The organism is Nioella sp. MMSF_3534 (assembly GCF_030732985.1).
Classification (GTDB): Bacteria; Pseudomonadota; Alphaproteobacteria; order Rhodobacterales; family Rhodobacteraceae; genus Nioella.
Window position 1 is genome coordinate 1 of the sequence record NZ_JASHJX010000055.1, and the last position, 21836, is coordinate 21836.

Sequence of the window (21836 nt, forward strand, 5' to 3'; positions counted from 1 at the left end):
GGTCGCGCGCGGATCGACGCCGAAGGCGGCGAAACCCTCATCAGGACAACGCGCATGAAACTCACCCGCATCTCCCTTTGGCATGTGCCGCTGACCAGCCATGAGACCTACTACATGGCCGACGGCAAGACCTGCGACACGGTCGAAACCGTGGTTCTGGCGCTCGACACCGATACCGGCCTCACTGGCTGGGGCGAGGTCTGCCCGATCCCTCATTACCTGCCCGCCTATGCGCGCGGCGTGGCCCCGGCCCTGACCGAGCTTGCCCCCGTTCTTCTCGGCGCCGACCCCATCGGGCCGGAAGCGCTGATGAGCAAGGCAAACGATTGGCTGATCGGTCACCGATACGCCAAATCCGCCCTCGACATCGCGCTGTGGGATCTCACTGGCAAAGTGGCCGGGCTGCCGCTCTACACGCTTCTGGGGGGCAGGCGCGACAAGGACATGCCGCTTTATCACTCCATCACCTGCATCGCGCCCGAGGACATGGCCCGCATCGCGCGCGAGGTGCAGGCCAGCGGCATCACCCAGTTTCAGGTCAAGCTCGGGGCAGACAGCAACTGGCAGGCTGATGTGGCGCGGCTCAGACTGGTGCGCGAGGCCGTGGGCGACGGCCCCCTCGTCTATGGCGACTGGAACTGCGGCGCGACCTCGCTCGATGCCACCCGCGTGGGCCGCGCCGTGGCGGATCTCGATATCATGCTGGAACAGCCCTGCGCGACGATCGAGGATTGCGCGCGGGTGAAGACCGCGACCGGCCTGCCGATGAAGCTGGATGAACTGGCCCATGACACGGAAAGCCTGCTCAAGGCCCACGCTCATGGCTGCATGGATGCGGTGGCGCTGAAGCTGTCGAAATTCGGCGGGCTGTCCGCCACCCGTGCCGCGCGCGACCTGTGCTATCATCTGGGGGCGAAGATGTGCATCGAGGATACCTGGGGCAGCGATATCACCACCGCCGCGCTGTCCCATCTGGCGGCGTCCACGGATCCGCGCCGCCTGCTCAATACCTGTGACCTTTCCGGCTATGTCGCCCCGCGCCTTGCCCCCGAAGCGCCGGTTCGCAAGGCCGGCCGCCTTTCGCCCCCCGATGGCCCCGGCCTCGGGATCCTGCCTGATCGTCAGGCGCTTGGACACCCCGACCTGATACTGGACTGACCTCATGAACATTCTGCACAGCCAAGCCGACTGGATCGCCCGCGCCCGCGAGGTGCTGCCCGCCGCGGGGTTCGGCAATTTCGACGCCTCCATCGTGATTGCACGGGGGCAGGGCAGCCATGTTTGGGACGAGGATGGCACCGCGTATATCGACTACCTGATCGGGTCCGGTCCGATGCTTCTGGGCCACGGGGACCCGGAAGTGATGGAGGCCGTGCTGGAACAGTTGCCGCAGGGCATGACGTTCTTTGCCAATAACGCCAGGGGCATCGAACTGGCGGAGGCCATCGTCGAGGCCGTTCCCTGCTGCGAACAGGTGCGCTTCGTCACCTCGGGCGGCGAGGCGGATATGTACGCCATCCGCTTGGCCCGCGCCTATACAGGCAAGCCGAAGATCCTCAAATTCGAGGGCGGCTATCACGGCATGTCCGCAGAGGCCCAGATGAGCCTTGCCCCCGCCCGCGAGGTCAATTTCCCCACGGCCGTGCCCGACAGCGCCGGCATCCCCGACAGCGTGGCCGAGGAGATGCTGATCGCGCCCTTCAACGATCTCGCGGCGGTGGCGTCGCTTCTGGATGAACATGACGACATTGCCGCCATCATCGCAGAGCCCCTGCAGCGCATCATTCCGGCGCAGCCCGGATTTCTTCAGGGTCTGCGCGATCTGTGTGACGCGCATGGGGTGCTGCTGATCTTCGACGAGATCGTCACCGGCTTCCGCCTTTCCTATGGCGGCGCGCAGGAACGCTATGGCGTGACACCGGATATCTGCACCCTGGGCAAGATCATCGGCGGGGGCTTCCCGCTTGCCGCGCTCGGGGCGCGGGCCGGGATCATGGCGCATTTCGACAAGTCGGCCGTGGGGTCCGGGAAATGGCTGATGCAGTTGGGCACGCTGTCGGGCAATCCCGTCGCGGCGGCAGCGGGCCTCAAGACGATGGAGATCCTGCGCCGTCCGGGCCAGTATGATCGGCTGCGCGATCTTGGTCAGCGCTTGATGGACATGCAGTCCGCAGCGCTGTCAGATCACGGTATCGCGCACCGCCTTTGCGGAGACGCGACCCTGTTCGATGTCTATTTCACCGACGCCGACCCGGTCGATTATCGCAGCGCAAAGCACAGGGACCCGATGCTGAATGATGTCTGGAACCGCAGCTTGCGCAGTCAGGGGATCTTCAAATCCCCCGGAAAGCTCTACCCGTCGCTGGCCCTGGGATCGGAAGATCTGGAAGTGACCAACAGGGCCTTCCGGAACGCGGCCAAGGCTGTTGCGGATCATCTTGGGGTGTGAAGAATGGTCTCTAATCCATTGAAAGGATGTGGACATGCCATCCACGAGATATCCCGTCTCAGCCTTTCGCCCCCAACAGGATAGATCGCGCGCGCTGGTCCAGTTTCGCCGAATTTATGTCGTAGCGTCCGACCTGACGCATGGCGTCGCGAAGTGAGGTGAGATTTTCGAGATAGCGCCAGACGACGGGGGACATGAACGGGGCCCGCTGGCGGCTGGTGATGCCGAAAGTGGTGCCGCGCAGATATTGGAGCTGGCCCCGCCCGACGGGGTGCAGAACCGTCTCGACCAGCGCGTCCCGTGCGAGCACTTGGTATTCCATCACGAATATGCGGTTACCCAGGATCGCGACGCGGCCATCGTATTTGGACAGGAACAGGCTGCCATCATCGGGGTCGATGGATCGTTCCAGAGACCGGCAGCGGACCATGCCGTCATATTCATCCAGCCGGACAATCGCGCAGATGATGGAGTTCTCCCAACTCTGGGTCAGGAAGTAGCTAAGATAGTAGCCCAGGTAGCGGCGCAGCGGGATCGTCTGCCCGCGAAAGGCGGATTCGAACTCGGGACGCTCGGGATGCGGGTTCTGGGGGCCTGCCAGTTTCGCGGCAACGGAGGGGTGCGTTTCGAATTCATTCGCGGGCAAGAGGAATTCTGCCGGCCTGACGCCGAAATGGACTGCGATCTTGCGCATATTGGCGGGCGAGGGCCGCGCCGCGCCGCTGAGGTACTTGTTGAACTGCTGCCGGTTGAGGCCAATCTGACGGCAGATGGCCGAGACCGACGATTCGGTGGAGCACAGAAGCCGGAGGTTGATCGCAAAATCTTCGGGATCCATGAAGTCAGCCCTTTGCAAGGGTTTTATCTGAATGATTTTCAGCTTTGTGACGTGATAGTAGCTTAAAAAAGCTTAATCAAGCGCAAGCTCGCATAATTGCGAGCCGGGGCGGTTTGACGTGATCTTCAGGGCAATACTCGCGTCCGGAAAGGCGCTTTGTCAGTCAGGGAGACATCCGATGAACAACCCCAATATTTCTTGGACCAAGGTCGGCCTGCCACGCCGGGCTTTCTTGCAGGGGGCAACGGCGCTTGGGGGTATGGCCGCGGCGGGCATGATGTTCCCCCGCGCAGCCCATGCCACCGAGGGCACGTTGCGCACCCGCACCTATGCCGATATCCGCTCGATGGACCCGGCCTTCAGCCAGGGTGTGGTCGACGAGGAGATCCAGGGCGCGATCTACAACAAGCTGATCCAGTACACGCCGGGCCGCGACTGGGGCTGGCAGCTGGACGCCGCCGCGATGATCGAACAGGTGGACGACACCCATATCAACTTCGCCCTGCGCGACGATATCGGGTTCACCAACGGCTTCGGCGCGATGACTGCCGAGGACGTGAAATTCTCGTTCGAGCGGATCATCGACGACGCGCTTGAATCCACCAACCGGCCCGACTGGGGCCCGCTCAGCCATGTCGAGGTGACGGGCGAGCGCACCGGCACCATCGTGCTGAACAACGCCTTCCAGCCGCTCTGGTCGATCACGCTGCCCTATATCGCGGGCAATATCGTGTCGAAGAACGCCTTCGAAAGCGTCGGCGGACGGATCGAGACCGAGGTGGTGGCAAGCTCCGGCCCCTACATGCATGCAGGTTGGGAACCGGGCCAGCGCACCACGCTGCGCCGCAACCCCGACTGGCGCGGCACCCCCGCCGCCTACGAGGAAATCCAGATCTTCCACATCGACGACGAGCGCTCGGCCGAGATCGCCTTCGAGGCGGGCGAGCTCGACTTCACCCGCGTCAGCCTCGACAGTGTCGGGCGGCTTCGCTCGAACCCGATCGACGGCGCAACGCTGGAGGAATTCCCCTCGCTCTACTACGTCTGGGTCGGCATGAACCTCGACAACCCGGCGCTGCAAAGCCTCGAACTGCGGCAGGCGATCCAGTATGCGATCGACGTGCCCTCGATCATGGAAGGCGCCTATTACGGCGTGGCGCAGCCCTCGACGGGCATCATCGCGCCGGGGCTTTCGGGCCACCGCGAGGCTTCGCTGACCGGCGTGTCGGCCAACATGGAACGGGCGATGGAGCTGATGGCCGCCTCGGGTGAACGCAACGTGTCGCTGACCATCGACGTGCTGAACAAGTCGACCAACGTGACCACGGCGCAGATCATCCAGGCCAACCTTGCCGCCATCGGCATTTCGCTGGACATCCGCCTGCACGAGGCCGCGGCCTTCTGGGAACTGGGATCGGACGAAAGCATGCAGCTTGTCCTCAACCGCTACTCGATGACCCCCGATCCCTATTACGCGACCTCGTGGTTCATCACCGAGCAGGCGGGCATCTGGAACTGGGAACGCTTCCGCAGCGAGGAGTTTGACGCGCTGCACCTGGCCGCGCAGTCCGAAGGCGATGCCGAGGCACGGGCCGAAATGTATCGCCGCGCGCAGGACCTGATGGAAGAAAGCGGGGCCTACAAGTTCCTGACCCACGAGGCGACACCGGTGATCTACCGCAACAGCGTGGCTCCGGCGCTGCGCCCCGACGGGTTGCCCATCTACCGCTACTTCGGAACGGCCTGATCCCCGCAAGGGAACAGGGGGAGGATCGCGACCCGGCGGGTCGCGGTCCTCCCGCCCTACCGACGGACCGAAGGGGAGACGGTTATGCTCAGCTACATTCTGCGCCGCATCGGGCTGGCGCTTGTGATCACCGTTTTGGCGGTGACGACCCTGTTCGTCATCATCCACGCCATTCCGGGCGATCCGGTGTCGACCATGCTGGGGCCGCGCGCCTCCGAGGACATGCGCGCCGCGCTGGAACAGCGGATGGGGCTGGATCGTCCGCTGCCGGTTCAGATTGCGCTGTTCTTCGGCAACATGCTGCGCGGCGATCTTGGCACAGACGTCTTTTCCAACAGGGCGGTGACCGAGATCGTATTGGGTCAGATCCCCTATACGCTGGTCCTGATCCTCGCCTCCATCGCGTGGTCGGCGGTTCTGGGCATCGCGCTTGGCTGCTATTCGGCGGTGCGGCGCAATTCGCTTGGCGACCGGTTGACGGGTATCCTGTCGGTTTCGGTCATCGCGGTGCCGGCCTTCGTCGTGTCACTCTATTCGCTGCTGATCTTCGCGGTGCGCCTGCAATGGTTTCCTGCCATCGGTGCGGGCGACACGGGCGACATCCTCGACCAGTTGCACCACCTTGTCCTGCCGAGCCTTGCCATCGGGCTGAGCTGGGTGGGCTATATCGCGCGGCTCGTGCGTGCCTCGATGCTGGAGGTTCTGGGTGAAGGCCATATTCGCACCGCGCGCGCCTTTGGCCTGCCGGAACGGCGCGTGATCCTGGGCTATGCCCTCAGGCTGGCCATCCTGCCCACGGTCACGGTGATTGGCGTCGGCATGGGGTTCCTGCTGTCGGCGGCGGTCTTCATCGAGATCGTCTTCTCGCGCCCCGGCCTCGGGTCGCTGGTGATCGACAGCATCATGCAGCGCAACTACCCGGTGGTGATGGGCTCCGTTCTGTTCTCCACCCTCATCTTCGTGGCCTCCACCACGCTTGCCGACATTGTCAACGCCATCCTTGACCCGCGCATCCGGTCCGGAAAGTAGGAGCCCGCACATGTCCGATACATCGCTGCCGAAACCCCGCTCCGAGATGGGTGAAACCATGCACCACCTGCTGCGCGACCCGCTCGGGCTGGTCGGGCTGGTCATCGTGACGCTGATCGTGGGCTCCGCCCTGCTGGCCCCTTGGATCGCGCCCTATGATCCGATTGCCATGAACATCCCCGACCGGCTGCAGGGGCCAAGCGCCGCGCATCTGCTTGGCACCGACCAGATCGGGCGCGACACGTTTTCGCGCGTGATCTGGGGCGGGCGCGTGGCGTTGCAGGTGGCGCTGCCCACCATCGGCGGGGCGGTGGCGATCGGGCTGATCCTGGGCATGGCGGCGGGCTATGGGCCGAAATGGCTCGACACGCTGATCGTGCTCTTCTTCGACACGCTGCGATCCTTTCCCACGGTGATGTTCGCGCTGGCCGTGGTGGCGCTGGTGGGGCCGAGCCTGAACACCGTGATCCTCGTCATCATGGCGACCTCGATCCCCACCTATGGCCGCGTCGTGCGCACCCTGACGCAGAGCCTGAAGGAGGCCGAATTCATCACCGCCGAACGCGCGCTTGGCGCCTCGACCCTGCGGATCATGGGCGTGCATCTGCTGCCCAATGTGCTGGGGCCGCTGGCGGTGCTTGCGGCGATGGACATTCCCACCGTGGTCGGGCTAGAGGCGGGGTTGAGCTTCCTCGGCATGGGGGTGCGCCCGCCGACGCCCTCCTGGGGCTCGCTTCTGAATGACGGCTACAGCCTGATCCGCAACACGCCCTGGCTGATCATCGCGGGGGGCATCCCGCTGATCCTGACGACGATCGGTTTCACTTTCCTGGGCGAAGCATTGCGCGACGTGGTCGATCCGAAACTGCGCGGCAAGGGGGGCAAGTGATGACCGTTCTCGACATTCAGGGCCTGTCGGTCAGCTATGGGACTCCGCGTGGAGAATTGCGGGCGCTGCGAGATGTGTCGCTGTCCGTGCCGGAGCGCAAGATCGTCGGCATCGTGGGCGAATCCGGCTGTGGCAAGTCCACGCTGATTTCCGCGATCATCCGGCTGATGGCCCCCAATGCGCGGGTGCGGTCCGGTACGGTGCGCTTCAACGGGCAGGACCTGCTGGCGCTGCCCGAGGCGCGGATGCGCGGCTTGCGGGGGACAGAGATCTCGATGGTCTTTCAGGACCCGATGCAGACCCACAACCCTGTTTTGACCGTCGGCCGGCAAATGATCGACATCCAGTATCGTGACAAGCGATCAAAGGCGGACAAGCTGAAACGCGCGGCCGAGATGCTGGCGCTGGTCGGCATCCCCGACGCCAGGGCGCGGCTGAACCAGTACCCGTTCGAGTTTTCCGGCGGCATGCGTCAGCGGATCGCCATTGCCATGGCGCTGATGGCCAGACCGTCGCTGCTGATCGCGGACGAGCCGACGACAGCATTGGATGCAACGCTTGAGGTGCAGATCATCAAGCGCCTGCGCGAGTTGCAGGACGAGATCGGCTGTTCGATCCTGTTCATCTCTCATCACCTTGGGGTCATTGCCGAACTGTGTGACGAGGTCGTGGTGATGTATGCGGGCGAGGTGGTCGAGGCCGGATCGGTGCGCGACGTCTTTCACCACCCGGCCCATCCCTATACCCGCGCGCTGCTGGAATGCGATCCGGGGCACATCAAGGAAAAGACCCGAAACCTGCCGACCATTCCGGGCAATATCCCCGATCTGGTCAGCCTGCCGGGTGGCTGCATCTTTGCCGACCGCTGCCCGCAGCGCCATGACGCCTGCACCGAACACCCCGTCATGTCCGAGGCATCCGCCGGACACAGGGCGGCCTGTCATCTGATCAAGGCGGGGGCCCCGGCATGAGCGCGCTTCTGGATATCAAGGATGTCGTGGTGCGCTTTGCAGTACGCGGCGGGGTTTTCAGCAGCGCCGGCAGCATCGACGCGGTCTCTGGCGTCAGCCTGTCCATCGAGGAGGGCAAGACCTACGGCATTGTCGGGGAAAGCGGGTCGGGCAAGACCACGCTGGCGCGCGCGGTAGCGGGGCTGCATCATGCCTCCGAAGGGTCGATCCTCTATCGGGGACAGGAACTGCGCGACCTGCCGGAGGCACAGTTCCGCAAGCTGCGCCGCGAAATCGTGATGATGTTTCAGGATCCGATCGGGTCACTGTCGCCGCGCTTGTCAGTCAAGTCGCTGATCACCGAACCGTTCCGCATTCAGGGCATGAAGGGCCGCGACCTCGACGCCGAGGCAAGGCGGCTTCTGGCCATGGTCGGCCTGCCACCCGAATTCGCCACCCGCTACCCCTACCAGATCTCGGGCGGGCAGGCGCGGCGGGTGGGGGTGGCGCGGGCGCTGGCGCTCGATCCGAAGCTTCTGATCGCGGATGAACCGACGGCAGGGCTCGACGTGTCCATTCAGGGCGAGATGCTGAACCTTCTGGCGCGGCTTCAGGACGAGCTTGGGCTCGCGATCATGATCATCACCCATAACCTCAACGTGGTGCGCCACATCACCGACCGGGTGGGCATCATGTATCTGGGCAAGCTGGTCGAGGAGGGCGAGACCGACACGGTTTTCTCTGCGCCCCGGCACCCATATACGCTGGCCCTGCTGGCCGCGAACCCGGAACCGGACCCGGACGCGCAGCTGATGCGGATCGAGTTGCAGGGGGAACCTCCCAGCATTCTGAACCGCCCCAAGGGATGCGAGTTTCACACCCGATGCCCCTTCGCGCAGGCGCGCTGTTCCACGGAAGTGCCGTTGTGGCAGATTGCCGGTCGCGCAGCGCATCGGTGCCATTTTCCGGCGTCGTGGGAGCAGGACAAGGCTTGTCCCGCATGACCGGCCTTGTCTTCACTGGCGGGCCGATCCTGAGCATGGATGCGGATGACAGCCGCCCCGAGGCCATCGGCATCGAGGGGGATCGGATCGTGGCGGTCGGCGCGCTGTCGGATGTCCGGCGTGTTCTGCCCGATGCTCCGCTGCACGATCTTGACGGGCACACGCTGATCCCGGCCTTCATCGACCCGCATGGGCATTTTCCCGACAGCGCGATTGTCTCGCTGCTGCGGGCCGATCTGTCGGCCCGGTCCGGCTGCCGCAATCTGGCGGATGTGTTTGAAACGCTGGCCGCGAAAGCCGCCGAAACCCCGCATGGCAACTGGGTGATGGGCGCGGCGCTCGACGAATGCCAGTTGGCTGAACGGCGCCTTCCAACGCGCGACGAACTGGACGCGGTGTCCAGCGATCATCCGATCTGGGTCATTCACTCCTCGGGGCATTGCGGGGTTGCCAATTCGCGGGCCTTGACGCGGCAGGGCATCACCGAGGACAGTGCCGATCCCGAGGGAGGGCGCTATCTGCGCGACGGCGGCGGGCGTCTGACCGGCGGGATCAAGGGGCTGTCCGCCATGGGCGAGTTGGGCGATACCCATTTCCTGCTGGATGATGTCTCTTTCGCACGCTGCTTTGCGGCGGCGCGCAGCGAATACCTTGCCCAAGGGGTGACGCTGGCGCAGAATTCCTGGACGGCGCAACCGCTGCTCGACCTGTTTCAGGGGATCGCGGCGCAGGGCGATCCGGGCATTGACCTGATCCTGTTGCCCGTGGCCGAGATCGAGCCTGCGTTTTCGCAAACCGGGTCGGGGCGCGACTGGCCGAACGGCGCGATTGCCCTGGGGCCGCGCAAACTGCTGACCGATGGCTCTTTCCTGATGCGCACCGCCTTTCTGACCGCGCCTTATCTTGGCTCGGACGACCTGGGGCTGGCCTATATGGCGCGCGACACCCTGTTTTCCGAGGTCCGGAAACTGCATCGCCTCGGGTTCCAGATCCATTGTCATTGCAATGGCGACGCGGCGTCGGACATGTTCCTCGACGCGGTTGAAGGCGCGCAGGAGCACCACCCGCGCGCCGACCATCGGCATACGATCATTCATGGGCAGGTCATGCGCCGCGACCAGGTAAGTCGCTGCGCCGATCTGGGGGTGACCATCAGCTTCTTTCCGGCCCATATCTGGTATTGGGGCGATCTGCACCATGACGAGATCCTCGGTCCCGACCGCGCGCGAGATATCTCGCCCACGGGATGGGCCGAGGCTGAGGGATTGCGCTTCACCATCCATAACGACGCTTCGGTCACGCCGACGCGGCCATTGCAGCTGATTCAGACAACCGTCACACGCCGCACCCAAAGCGGGCGCGTGCTTGGCCCGGATCAGTGCCTTTCGCCGCTATCGGCCTTGCGGGCGCATACGATCGACGCCGCGTGGCAGGTCTTCCGGGAAACGGAACGCGGGTCGCTGGAACCCGGCAAGCTTGCGGATCTGGCGATCCTCGACGACAATCCGCTGACGCGGCCTGAAACCATCGACACGATCAAGGTCAGCGAAACCTGGCGGCATGGTCGTCAGGTCTACGCCCGAAACACAAAAAGGGTCGGTGAACCGGCATGAGCTACGCAATCTATGTCGGCAGGAACCACAGCCGCACCGGTCATGCCTGGCTGGCCGGATATGGCGATGAGCCGTCCTCGCACTGGCTGGAAATCCTGCCCGCTGCCGACCACCCGGAGGGGGCGGTGATCGACATGGGCGTCGGCCCCGAGGCCGACATGCCCGGACAGCGGATCGCCGTGCCGCAGGTTGCGCATACGCTGCGCCATATGCGGGTCAGCTATTCCTATTACCTTGGCGTTCCCGCGCCGATCACCAATGGCGGCGTGAACGAGGCCGGCGTTGCCGTGCGCGATGTCTGGTCGACCTCGCGGCCCGAGTTGCGAGAGATGACGCCGAAGGACCAGCGGGGGGTCAACTACAGCGATCTGGCCCGCGCGGTGTTGGAACGGGCCACGAGTGCCCGAGACGCGGTAGAGCTGTGCGCCAGCCTGATCGCGGACCATGGCGAGGCGAGCTATGGCGGCAACTCCCATCTCTTTGCCGATGCGGATGAAGCCTGGGTGATGATCCAGTTCGCGGGCGGGCAGGGGCTTTGGGTGGCTGAACGGCTTGGCCCGAACAGCATCCGCGCCTCGCGTCCCGGCTATGTGCAGGAGGTGCCGGTGCATGACCCGGATCACCCCGATTTCCTGTGGTCCCCGAATTTCGTCACCTTCGCGCAAGATCAGGGCTGGTACGGGTCAGGGCCTTTCGATGCCAATGCCATCTATGGTGACGGCAAGGGCCGTTGGGACGGCATCCAATGGATCGAGGCCGAGATGCAGGCCCGTGCCGCGCGCCCGGAAAAGATCGGGCTGGAGGACATGATCTGGGCGGTGCGCACCGAGAAACTGACCGGAGATACGGCGGGTTACGGACAGGTCGTTCCACTGGTCCGCAGCCCTGATCCGGCCCTTCAGATGATGTGGCATGCGGCCTGCGGCGCGCTGGCCGCGCCCTTTTCGCCGGTGTTTCTGGGGCAAGACTCGGTGTCGCCGGAATACGGGATGCACCGCTACCTGACCTCCGGGGAATCCCACAGGTTTCAGGACAGGCGCAAGGCGGTCAGCGGGGGCGGTGATACGGTTTCACTCGTGCCGCAGGTCAATGAAACCACGGTTGGGGCCTTTCAGGACAGCAAACGCCTGATGTACCTGATGCAATTGCTGGGGGAGCAGACCCTTGCCCCGGTGCACGCGGCGTTTTCCGCACGCGAAGCGCGGCTGTCGGATCTGACCGATGCCCATCTTCGCGTGGCAGAGGCGGCCATTCGCTCGGGACACAAGGCCGAAGCTGTCGCGGTTCTGTCGGCGTTCTCGAATGCCGAGCTGACCTCCGCGCTCGGCCTTGTGCGCGACCTCGCCAGCGGGCTGTCCGCCCAGGCATCCGCGATCTCGGTCCCGGACCCGTCGGACCTGCCGAAAGGGTTTCAGCAGCTTTGGTAGGCTTGTTTCGGCCCCAGATGATTGCGCCCTAAAGCCGACAGAGTTCAGAACCGCCACCACCGCCCAGAAAGCTGCGAAGACGACGCCCACATGTCGCCCGGACCCAGACGAACGCTCTGCTGTCCGGTGGTTGCCTCTGGCCACGTGCCCGCCGCGCCGGGGCCAGAGGTCGGCCCCGGTCACAGCGAACATGCAGGCCGCTAGGTGCCGATCTGGTTGACCGCCACCGCGACAGAGCTGCCATAGCCGACCTCGATCAGAAGCACCTCGACCAGGATTGGGATCCCGTAGAGCGGCTCTTGCATATCGGGCGTGGCAAGAAAGCGGCAAAGCTGGCCCGGGACGATGTTGAACAGCGACCGCATCAGGTTTTCGGGGTTCCTGTCCGCGGAATCTGTCGCAACATAGTTCCAGATGACCATTGTCGCGTTTACGGCCCCCCAGACAGAAACCGTGACCTCTGCCGTGTAGACCTTGGCCTTTCCGGCGCTGGCGGGCATGGCATAGGCAATCAACAGACCCCGGGTTGGTCCGAAGACCAGCTGAGAGAACCAGATATTGGCGGAAAACCCCTTGGTGCCCGCGCCACAGGTCGGGGGCCCCATATTCACATTGAGCAGCCAGGGCGTGGTTGCCGCCGTGGTGATGTAGCGCAAGACGATGCTGGCATAGCTGAGCTGCTTGATGGGCGTGTTGAGCGCGCTGGCCGTGGCGGTGATCGGGTCGACAATCATGCGTCCGTACATGCCCGCAGAATAGATGCTGAGCGAGATTCCCCTGATCCAGACCTCGGCCGATGCGTCGATCCTGACCTCGGTGGATGGTGTCCCGATGCCGGACTGGGCCTTGAGCCAGTCGACCGTGTAATAGGCCCTGTAATCGTCCAGCGCGGCCTGATCCGGAAACGGGGCCTTGCCGGTCGCCAGCTTGTAGATCAGCGTTGTCGGCACCGCGATGATGTAGGCCGGGATGTCGATCAGCCGGATACCCAGCTTCTTGCCGGTAAAGAACTTGTAAAGCTGCGAGAAGATCGGGATTTCCCACTCGTTGAACAGGAAGTCGCGGAAGGACTGGATGACCTCGGCGATCAGGTCCATCAGCGTCGCAATGACCCCTCGGGCGAAGTCGAGCGCGAAGAGGGCGACACTCTCCATCACCTTCACCACACCCGAGAGCAGCAGGTTCATCGCGTTGGCCGGGTCGTCTCCGATTGCGGTGAAGTAGTTCACCGCCTCGTCGAAGGCTTCCTTGCCATCACCGAACTGGAAGTTGTCGGCAAGATTCGACAGCATCTCGACCAGGCTGTCGAGCGAGCTGGACAATGCCGTGGACGAGGCCATGCTGACAACACTCTGGCCTTGCTCCTGCGCGTTTTCATAGTTTTCGGTATAGGTGTTGATGAAGGGGTTGTGCTCCATCTGGTGGCTGTCTTCGTCGCTCAGCTCATTCTCATCGGCTGCCGTTCGATAGCTGGGATCTCCCTTTTCATTGAGGTCGTCCACGAAACTGTCGATCGTGTCCTTTAGACTGTCCTTCATCGTGTCAATGCCCGCCAGAATGGTCTGTTTCACGGACTCCACCCCGTCGACGGTAAAGGCCAGCGTCACGTCGATGGAATGGCGAATGGCCTCTGCCGTGCGCACGATATCGGGCAGGTCGAACAGGAAGGCGAGCCATTGGTAGAGCTCATCGAGCTTGACCTTCAGCCAGTTCCAGATGCCCTGCACGAAATCGAACGCCTGTTGGGCGAACTCGATCACCGCTTCGAACACTTTTTCGCCGATGTGGAACAGGACCCGTCCGATGCCGTCGACCACCTCCACGACGATCTTCTTGATGCCGTCGACGATCCACTCCGCCCCTTCCTTGATGCCGTTCCAGAACGTGCCCCAGGCAGATTTGAGCCACCCGTCACCGAGCCCGGCAGCGGCCATGTCAGCCCGCCGGCCGGACTTCCATTCGGCAAGGCTGTCGGCTGTCATGACCTCGTAGGTCGGGAATCCGCTGGTGAAGTCGATTGCCCATGTCTGTCCCTCCATCGCGGCAAGGTTCAGCGCCGGACGGAAGCCCCGGCCCGCTGCCCGGAGGGATGCAAAGTGATAATTGACCTTGCCGCTGCCGTTTTCATCCGCATCGGCAATGCTCATCGAGGCCTGGGTTATGGCCTGGAGATTGGCGGCATATTCATCCGTGCGGTATTCTGCGGGCAGCAGGAAATTACCCTCCGCATCCTTCGCATCCTTGATTTCGTCGACGGTCAGCCCGGTCAGTTTTTCCTGAAGTTGCAGGTTTGGCTGCACCACGATCGGAGAGCCCGGCGTTGTCTGCGGGGTTTCGATATAAAGCGTCGCCGCCGCAAGCGCGTTGGCCTGCTGCTGAATGATCACCTTGCCATCGGGACCGGCCTTCATGCTGACCCAATCCGCCTGGCTGGCCCGGTAGGACAGACCGTTCACGAACAGCGTCACAAGCGACGATGCCTTGATCCCGATCTGTGCGTTTGGCAGGGGCAGGCCCGATCCGTCCAGCACGGTCAGTTCCAGCGAATGGGTCGGAACCTGGGTCATGTCATCATCGGTGCGTTCCAGCTCGATATGCTGCTGGAACCATTGTTGCGTCGTGGGTGACTGCCAGAACCGCGTGACATTGCCAGCGGCCGATACCGTGAAGGCCTCGCTATATCGGTTGCTGTCGCGGCCAACGGCGAAGATCGAGGCGGAATCCGCCGGATTGGACGGAATCTCGTTCCCAAGCGCCAGGATCGGTTGCCATTCAGGTGTGCCGCTGCGGCCTTCACCCGGCAATTGGCCGGTCCAGTACAGGCGCCCATCATCACCGATCCCGAATACCTGAAGCAGGTTGTCATATTGCTGAGCGGCAAAGATGCTGGTCAGGCGCACGCCCTGACCGGGATCGACAACAATCCAATCGTCCCATTGGGTCGTCGATCCGGTCTGGTACTTCTTTTCTTTCTTGAGCAGCAGCTTGCCCGTGTCCCGCTCGATAGCGAAGACGTTCAGCCGGTCGGAATTGTTCTGCCCCGACGGGTCGGTGACCACCGACATATGCGAGACCTTGTAGGTTCCGAGCGAGACCAGCCTGGCCGTCCGGTCGCTGCTTTTCGCGTAGAGCGGGTCATCATCTTCCCCAATGGCAAACAGGGCCGACTGGATAGGGTTGTTCGCGGTGCTGACGACCGATTTTGCACGCACAGGATTCCCGTTCGCATCCTCATGCGCAACCCAGACCGGCCCGGCCCAACTGTCTTCGCCCGGCAGGTAAAAGTTGTTTGCCAGAATGCCGGGGCGGGTGCTGTTGTCTTCGAGAATGACATTGAAATAGATGTTGCCCGTCAAGCCTCTGGCCCCGGTGAACTGCCGAATTGTCTCGGTCGCGTCGGCGGGCTTGGTCTCTCTCTGGAAATAGGTGTCGGTCTGGGATCGGAAGGTTGCAAGATGCAGCTGCCCGTTGGCGCCGAGGGTCATCAGGTTGGGCGTGTTCGATGAGACGCCGTCATTTGTATAGGCAAAGATCTGTCGCCCGGTGATGGCCAGGTTCTTCTGCTCGTAGGGGGCAAGGCTGCCTTCGCCCTGGCGCAGGCGGTAGATCTGGTTGTCGGTTCCGACCGTGTAGAGATCCAACGAGCCGGCGGCATTCGGAAAGGTCTTGATATCCGTGCCGCCAAGCGCCGGGCGTGTCGGCTGGAACATTTCCATATACTTGGTGCTTGCGCGGGCGACCGGCGTGTCATCGGTGGCTGCGGCCTCAAGAACAGATTGCGGCATCCGGGGCATTGGCTATCTCCTTGGATTGAATGAGGGCACGCTGCAAGTGACGCGCGCGGTGCAGGGCCGGGGCTCTCCAGAACGGGCGGCCATGGCTGTTGCAATAAAGGGGCTGGTCTTCGGATTCGGCTTGCGGCGGTGGCGACCAGGATAGACCGCCGACTGCACCGGCCTGTTCGGCCCGGGCCAAGGCAAAGCCGATCTCATCGGGATGCGCATAATAGGGTGCAAGCCTCCGCAAGCTCGATGGCGAGACCTGCCACCGCTGCAGTGCGGATGACAGGGTTTCGGAAAGCGCCGGGTCGGAAGGCAACCCCGCCATCGCGCGGCAGGCAAGGATATTGGCATTGACGCAGATATCTGCCGGGTTGATCGCAAGGGACGTATCAAGCCAGGTCCGGTAGACCCCGGCGCGAACCCACGGCGCATCGCCCCTTGCCCGCGCCTTGACCCGGACCCCGTCGAACAGCGAGGCGAGGACCGCGGCGGCATCCGATTGCGGTCTGGCACCGGAGCTGACCAGGGCCATCCAGGCCAATGCCGTATCGTCTGCATCGGGCGGCAAGTCTCGTTGAACCCGATAGGTTTCGGCATCCTGCGGGTAGAAACGGAACGCTCCCGCAAGATCGGGGTCGGCACAGCGCTCGATAAAGGCCACGCCCCGCTCGATGGCCCGCACAAGGCACGGGTTTGCATCGCTCAGCCGGTGCATTTCCGTCAACAGCAAGACGACGCTTGCCGTGACAAAACAGGTTTCATCCACCTGCCGCCCGTCGCGCGTGTCCACGGTCGAGGGGAAGGCCCCCGAGGGCGTCTGCATCGAAACAAGCTGGTCCATCAGATGCGAGATCTTCATTCCCGGCCTCCCGCGTCAGCCGCCCAAAGCAGCAATGCCGCTGGCGTGGTGGCGAGTGTCGCGGTGACTGCGGGCGGTCGCTGGACCGCCTGCGCAGCGCCAATCAGCACATGGCGGGGCGGCTGGCCCGATGTCAGATCGCGGTAGACGGACATGTCCCATCCGCGCGTGGCACCGGCGGATAACAGCGCCGCGCGCGCCCTGTCGTCGGGGCCAAGCAAACCGACCGTTGTCGAATACCAGGTGAAACCCGTGCCAGGGCCATCGTCAGCAAAGGCATTGCTGAAACCCATGTCAAAGGATGGCAGCGCAAAGCGCACGCTGCGTCGGGTCAGATCCTGAACAAGTGACGGCACAACCGTGGCAGACAGGTTGATGCCAATGCGGCGGGCCAGCGCGGGGAGGTCGGCAGGATGGAGCCTGCCCGCGCTGAAATAGACTTCTGTCCCGCCGGTCAGCGGGTCCAGACCGACCATGGTCGCAACCGCCCCCCGCGACGACCTGATCTGCGGCGTTCCCGCAAGCCTCGCTTCCCATGCGGCCCATGGGGCGTGCTCGGGGACGTCGAGGTAGAGCTTGTGCGCCACGCCCCCCCGGCGCAGGCGAAGACCCAACCACGCGCCAAAGCGTGCACCATAAGTCTGCTGCCACTCGGATATCTTCGCCAATGTGGCCAGCTGCGCCGAAGACAGGGCAGGGGCCACGGTGCGCGCAGAAAGGGCCAAGCGCGTTTCCGGCGACGCACCCGGACACGGATCGAGCGAAATCCTGTAATCCGCATCGGGCCAAAGAAAGGCCAGTTCGGCCGGCTGTCCTGACGGGGTAAGCCGGCTTTGCGCGTCGCCCGCCCGTGGACCCATCAGCGCCTGCGCTGCGCTGGCCAATTGCCGGATTGCGGCGCGGTGATCGCAATCCGGTCTGCGGGCCTTTTCTGGTGCGAAAGTGGACATGGCCGGAACCGCCCCTGACAGGCCCTTCTCAGCCATCCTCTTTTTCGAGGGCCTTCAGCGTATCGGCGTCGACGGTGTGGCGGACAAATCCCGGTTCGTTGCTGCCTGCAGGCGGCACATCGGGCAAGGTTACGGTCAGCACACCCTCGACATGTTGATCCTTGAGCCAGCGGCGTTCGGAATCTGCTGCCATGATGTATTCGGCAGTGTAGTAGAATTCCACATTGGGCTGATCATGGGGGCGTTTGAGCGCATAGAAACGGTCGAGAGTGTCCACCGGCTGACCCTCGGTCGCCTTCATCAGGGAATAGGCATAGAGGTCGGCCTGAGAGCCTTCTGCAATGGCCAGTTGTTCCGTGGTCATGCTTACCCGTGGCATCGCGAAGAAGGCGGGCGGCTTGCCGGCCAGTTGGTCCGCGCCGGTCCCTTCTAGGCGGAAGAAGGTCAGATTGACACCGGCCACTTGATCCCAGTCGATTTCGCTGGTGATGATCCGAACGCCATAGGGCTGACTGTCGGTGCGGATGAGGAAGGTGCGATTGCCGCTTGGCTGCTGGTAACTGGTGCCGAGATTCACCTCCGTGCCGTCGCTGAAATAGATATTCCCGGCCAGCTTGAAATATGCCGAATTGGTATTGTCCACCGCCGCGAACGTCCAGGGATCGGCAGAGACAATCGCAGGCGACGTGCCCGGTTCCCAATTGGGCCAGGCATTATGGAACAGCGCGCGGCCCGGACTGTTTTCCTGATCGAAATACTGGGCAGAAATGTCGGCCAGCAGAACGCTCGGGGCGTTGCTTACGTTGAAAACACGAAGGTTGAACTGAGTGGTGAAATTGGCCGGGTCGATGACATAAACAATATCGGCATTGCCGGAATTGGTGTTTTCCGGTGCCGAACTGATTGTGATCGGTGTGCCCGAACTGATGACCGACCCGTCATTCATCATATAGCGAAGCGTGTAGTGATACGTGCCGCCGATTGGCTGTTTGTAGTAGCTGTTGAATTGAACCGGATCGCCTTCGGCATCGCCATTCGCGGTCAGATCCTTTGTTTGCACAATGGCGGTCTGACCGAAGGGGGGCGTAAAGAAGAGGTCGATGACGACACGATCCACATCTTTCTGATCGTCGCCGAACGGCACGCCCTGACCGACAAAAGTGACCTGCCGCGTTCCAAAGTCGCTTGGGGCAATATTCACCACCGTATCTCTGGTGCTGATCTTCGCCGAGGTGTATTCCGTGCCATCGGAATAACGGATCACGAAGCTGAACTTGAAGTCCGGCACGAACTCTCCGGTTGGCGTGAATTCGCCCGGCGCCTCATAGGTCAATGTCGACTTGTCGCCATCGGCGGGAATGAGTTCAAACGTATTGTCGGTCTGTCGGGTCGGATAATCGACCGTGACAGTCACCCGTTCCGCAATCGCCAGCCCGGTTTCCGATGATGTCAATTGGCCGACCAGCGAGAAGATGACCGACAATTTGCGATTGTCGACCTTTTGCAGAACCTTGTTCTCCCACGTTTCCGAGGTGAAGACCGGCACCGCGCTGGACACGGGTGTCGACCAGTCGACGACGGTGTCCTCCGTATAGCTTTTGGTAAACGAGGTCGTCGCCGACACCGGGTTGTTCCCGGGTGCTGTCGCCATGGTTGCGGCTGCGGCGACGGTGCTGGCGACCTGATCTTCCAGCGTGGTCCACGCCCAGTCCCGGACGCGCTGTTCCAGTTCGGGGGTGCCGCCTGCGCCGATCTCGACATGCACATCGCCGGCGCCCGACTGTTGCAGCACCTGCTTGACCTCTTCCAGAACCCGCTTTTGCCGACCCCAGGTGTCTTTCTCCGTGCGATACCTTTCCTCGTAGGTGATTGCCGCCTGCGAATTATAGGAAACAGTCGCCTTCGCCCCGAGCAGCTTGGTCAGGACCTGCATGTCATATTCGATGCTGAACGGGGAATTGCCGCCGCCCTGAGAGAGCGCGGTCTTGAACTCGTTCAACTGTTCCGCCGTTTCCAGTTCGACCTGAAAAGACACCACGTTGGTTCCATAAAGCGAAGGTTCCGCAACCAGAATCTCCGGCGCGCCGTCCCGTAGAAAGTGAAAATAGGCATTCCCGCCAACCCATGTGAACCCGCCCCAGGTGACGGTTTTTCCAAGCTCCGCCTCCAGCGCCGCCTTTGCCACCTCTGGCTGCACAAGATCCGCCTCGAAGGTGCAGGCACCGGAAACGCCACCGCCGTTTTCGGTATATTCGATGACAGAGAAAACCGGATCTCCGCCCATGGTCCGAATTCGAGGTGATGGCACGAGATACCAAGTATTCGGATCATCATGGTCCTGGTAAGCGTAGGTGACTTGCCCATCCCCATACACAACTTCGCGCGCAGTAGTGATATCGAACATGACCGTGCCTTTCAAAAGTTTGAATTTGGAATCAGATGGCGTTTTCCATTTGTATTACATAGTCCAGTGAGGTCGAAATATTGCAACCGATATGTTGCCTGTCCTTTCATATAAATTTCTTGATGGGGGCAGGCTATTTTGGTAATTATGAGGGAATCAATTATTAATAGATATCGCCAACAGTTGCGGTCATATTGCGCCGGTATTTGGCTGCCACTGCCGACTGTTTTGGTATTTGATTTCTTAAGGCGGTGGGTGATTTTTGCATGGAGATGCAGGGTTATATTATGGAAAAATCATCCTGGACCTGCAACTCCTTGTGTCACCAAGAATGCTTGTTTAAGCTACTTTTCATGCGAAGGCCTCCGGGCCATTCGCTGAATGCTGAACAAATGTCGATCTTTCGAGATGAATGACGGATGAGCATCATCCGGCGATGGAATGCGACCGAACCGAGGCTCGACCTGGGAAGCTGTCTGACCAATCGTTTGCCGATTGCCTGACTTCGCCGGGGCAGGGTGGCGCAGCGCATGCCGTGTGCGTATGGTCCGCACAGTGAGGCCGTTCCGAGGCGGGATGGCTCCGAGGAGATCGCCGAATGCCCCTGAACGCAGCTACCAAAGCCGCACGCCTGTCCGTTGCTCCGATGATGGGTGATGGCGATTTGTTAATTAAAACAGTTGCATACAAGGTGTCATGTGCAACGCAAGTTCAATTATTGATCGTGTGATTTCGCACTTCTGCAAACCTATTTCGGAGCGCTGGTAAAGCATGGGCAACGCTCAGGAAAGCATGGCCCTAAGCTGCTCGAAAGAAGGGGAGTTTTCGTCTGCCAGCTCATCCAAGACATCAAAATGATCACGGCCATGGGCGTTGAGATTGCTTAACCGGGAGAGGTGTGGCCTCCAGTGCAGGGCCAGCGCATCAGATTGGCCGCGAAAGGCATCGGATTCGTCCGAGCCTACCAGCACATGCACGGGTACATCTGATTTTGGCGGAGACTCCAAAACCGAGAGATGCATGATCTCTTCGCGATCCATTCCGACCAAATCATTGACATACGAGGCGGCAATCGGCGCAAGATCGAACACGCCGGAAACCAGGACGGCACCGGACACCATACGAGCGACTTCCGGCCCGGCTTTGCCGGCGATCATCGCGGCAGCAAGATGTCCGCCCGCCGAGTGACCCACCAGCACAAGCTTTGTCGAATCCAGGGAAAGCGACTCCGATTGTTCCATCAGGAAACTCAGGGCATTCCCTACTTCGTGTACGATCTCGGTCAGGGAGGCGTCCGGGGCGAGTGTGTAGCCGATCAACGCGGTGGCCCAGCCCTTGTTTGCAAATGCATCAACCGCGAAACCTGCAACGGCCTTGGAACCCTCCTGCCAAAAGCCACCATGAATGACGGCGACACAGGGGAATGGCCCGTCACCTGGTGGCGCGATCACGTCGAGCCGCTGGCGCGGTGCGCTGCCATAGGCGAGATCACGGCGTACCCGGTATCCGGGATTGTTCAGTGCAGCTGTCGTGCGCGCTGTATGGGCACGCAGGGTCGCCAGGGCGTCCTTGGCGATTTTGCTGGGTGAGAGCTGAAAATCCAGCTCATCCTTGTTGATCTCCACCGCCACGTTTCCTTTCGAGCTTGGGCCTTCGGACAGCACCGCATCTCGACAACCTAGGTGCCGTCGACATCCCCTTACATCGTACAGGAGAATTAGGTTGCAACAATAAGATTAGGTCTGCTATATCATATTATATACAATTTAATAGATCGTATGGAATGCCATGTTGACATCAGCTACCACACTCGCGACCTTCACCGCTGCCGCCGTGCAGGCGAGTCCGGTCTTTCTGGATGCGCGCAAGACGGCGCAGAAGGCGGTTGACCTGAT

General features: G+C 62.2%; 16 protein-coding genes. 10 read left to right on the forward strand and 6 right to left on the reverse strand.

Features of this window, described 5'->3' with window-relative positions:
• The first annotated feature begins 54 nt into the window (after positions 1-54).
• Both RBB16_RS18060 and RBB16_RS18065 read left to right on the forward strand, forming a co-directional pair.
• Complete coding sequence (locus tag RBB16_RS18060; protein ID WP_306047481.1) at positions 55-1158, forward strand: mandelate racemase/muconate lactonizing enzyme family protein; 1104 nt, start codon at positions 55-57, stop codon at positions 1156-1158.
• 4 nt (positions 1159-1162) lie between these two features.
• The gene (locus tag RBB16_RS18065; RefSeq protein ID WP_306047466.1) at positions 1163-2449 is read left to right on the forward strand and encodes an aspartate aminotransferase family protein; all 1287 of its coding nucleotides are present in this window, start codon (positions 1163-1165) and stop codon (positions 2447-2449) included.
• A gap of 58 nt (positions 2450-2507) precedes the next feature.
• On the opposite strand, the gene RBB16_RS18070 is transcribed toward RBB16_RS18065, so the two are convergent.
• Positions 2508-3287 (reverse strand): helix-turn-helix transcriptional regulator, encoded by a 780-nt coding sequence (locus RBB16_RS18070; protein WP_306047467.1) that lies wholly within the window; start codon positions 3285-3287, stop codon positions 2508-2510.
• Between the two features lie 178 nt (positions 3288-3465).
• Here RBB16_RS18070 and RBB16_RS18075 point away from each other — a divergent pair, with 178 nt between their 5' ends.
• The 7 genes from RBB16_RS18075 to RBB16_RS18105 all read left to right on the forward strand — a co-directional run bounded on the left by RBB16_RS18075 (position 3466) and on the right by RBB16_RS18105 (position 11946).
• The gene (locus RBB16_RS18075; RefSeq protein WP_306047468.1) at positions 3466-5034 is read left to right on the forward strand and encodes an ABC transporter substrate-binding protein; all 1569 of its coding nucleotides are present in this window, start codon (positions 3466-3468) and stop codon (positions 5032-5034) included.
• 84 nt (positions 5035-5118) lie between these two features.
• Positions 5119-6063: an ABC transporter permease gene (locus RBB16_RS18080; RefSeq protein WP_306047469.1), complete on the forward strand. Its 945-nt coding sequence runs from the start codon at positions 5119-5121 to the stop codon at positions 6061-6063.
• 10 nt (positions 6064-6073) lie between these two features.
• Positions 6074-6952, forward strand: coding sequence for an ABC transporter permease (locus tag RBB16_RS18085; RefSeq protein ID WP_306047470.1), 879 nt, complete (start codon positions 6074-6076; stop codon positions 6950-6952).
• The gene (locus RBB16_RS18090) at positions 6952-7923 is read left to right on the forward strand and encodes an ABC transporter ATP-binding protein (protein WP_306047471.1); all 972 of its coding nucleotides are present in this window, start codon (positions 6952-6954) and stop codon (positions 7921-7923) included. Before RBB16_RS18085 ends, RBB16_RS18090 begins: the two co-directional genes overlap by 1 nt.
• The gene (locus tag RBB16_RS18095; protein ID WP_306047472.1) at positions 7920-8906 is read left to right on the forward strand and encodes an ABC transporter ATP-binding protein; all 987 of its coding nucleotides are present in this window, start codon (positions 7920-7922) and stop codon (positions 8904-8906) included. Before RBB16_RS18090 ends, RBB16_RS18095 begins: the two co-directional genes overlap by 4 nt.
• The gene (locus RBB16_RS18100; protein ID WP_306047473.1) at positions 8903-10519 is read left to right on the forward strand and encodes an amidohydrolase; all 1617 of its coding nucleotides are present in this window, start codon (positions 8903-8905) and stop codon (positions 10517-10519) included. Before RBB16_RS18095 ends, RBB16_RS18100 begins: the two co-directional genes overlap by 4 nt.
• Positions 10516-11946: a C69 family dipeptidase gene (locus RBB16_RS18105; RefSeq protein ID WP_306047474.1), complete on the forward strand. Its 1431-nt coding sequence runs from the start codon at positions 10516-10518 to the stop codon at positions 11944-11946. Before RBB16_RS18100 ends, RBB16_RS18105 begins: the two co-directional genes overlap by 4 nt.
• A 200-nt stretch (positions 11947-12146) precedes the next feature.
• Here the strand turns inward: RBB16_RS18105 and RBB16_RS18110 are convergent, their stop codons facing one another.
• From RBB16_RS18110 to RBB16_RS18125, 4 genes are read right to left on the reverse strand one after another with little or no spacing between them, the layout of a single operon-like run.
• The gene (locus RBB16_RS18110; RefSeq protein ID WP_306047475.1) at positions 12147-15740 is read right to left on the reverse strand and encodes a hypothetical protein; all 3594 of its coding nucleotides are present in this window, start codon (positions 15738-15740) and stop codon (positions 12147-12149) included.
• Positions 15712-16587 carry a hypothetical protein gene (locus tag RBB16_RS18115; RefSeq protein WP_306047476.1) on the reverse strand — a complete coding sequence of 292 codons (876 nt, stop codon included), beginning with the start codon at positions 16585-16587 and terminating at the stop codon, positions 15712-15714. The genes RBB16_RS18110 and RBB16_RS18115 overlap by 29 nt, the downstream gene beginning before the upstream one ends.
• Positions 16584-17573 (reverse strand): hypothetical protein, encoded by a 990-nt coding sequence (locus RBB16_RS18120; protein WP_306047477.1) that lies wholly within the window; start codon positions 17571-17573, stop codon positions 16584-16586. The genes RBB16_RS18115 and RBB16_RS18120 overlap by 4 nt, the downstream gene beginning before the upstream one ends.
• Positions 17566-19941, reverse strand: coding sequence for a hypothetical protein (locus tag RBB16_RS18125; RefSeq protein ID WP_306047478.1), 2376 nt, complete (start codon positions 19939-19941; stop codon positions 17566-17568). The genes RBB16_RS18120 and RBB16_RS18125 overlap by 8 nt, the downstream gene beginning before the upstream one ends.
• Positions 19942-20539: 598 nt before the next feature.
• On the opposite strand from RBB16_RS18125, the gene RBB16_RS18130 reads away from it, so the two are divergent.
• Positions 20540-20671 (forward strand): hypothetical protein, encoded by a 132-nt coding sequence (locus tag RBB16_RS18130; RefSeq protein ID WP_306047479.1) that lies wholly within the window; start codon positions 20540-20542, stop codon positions 20669-20671.
• A 52-nt stretch (positions 20672-20723) separates the two neighbouring features.
• Here RBB16_RS18130 and RBB16_RS18135 read toward each other — a convergent pair whose 3' ends face one another.
• A complete protein-coding gene (locus RBB16_RS18135; protein WP_306047480.1) occupies positions 20724-21566 on the reverse strand; it encodes an alpha/beta hydrolase in 843 nt (280 codons plus the stop codon).
• Between the last annotated feature and the right edge of the window lie 270 nt (positions 21567-21836).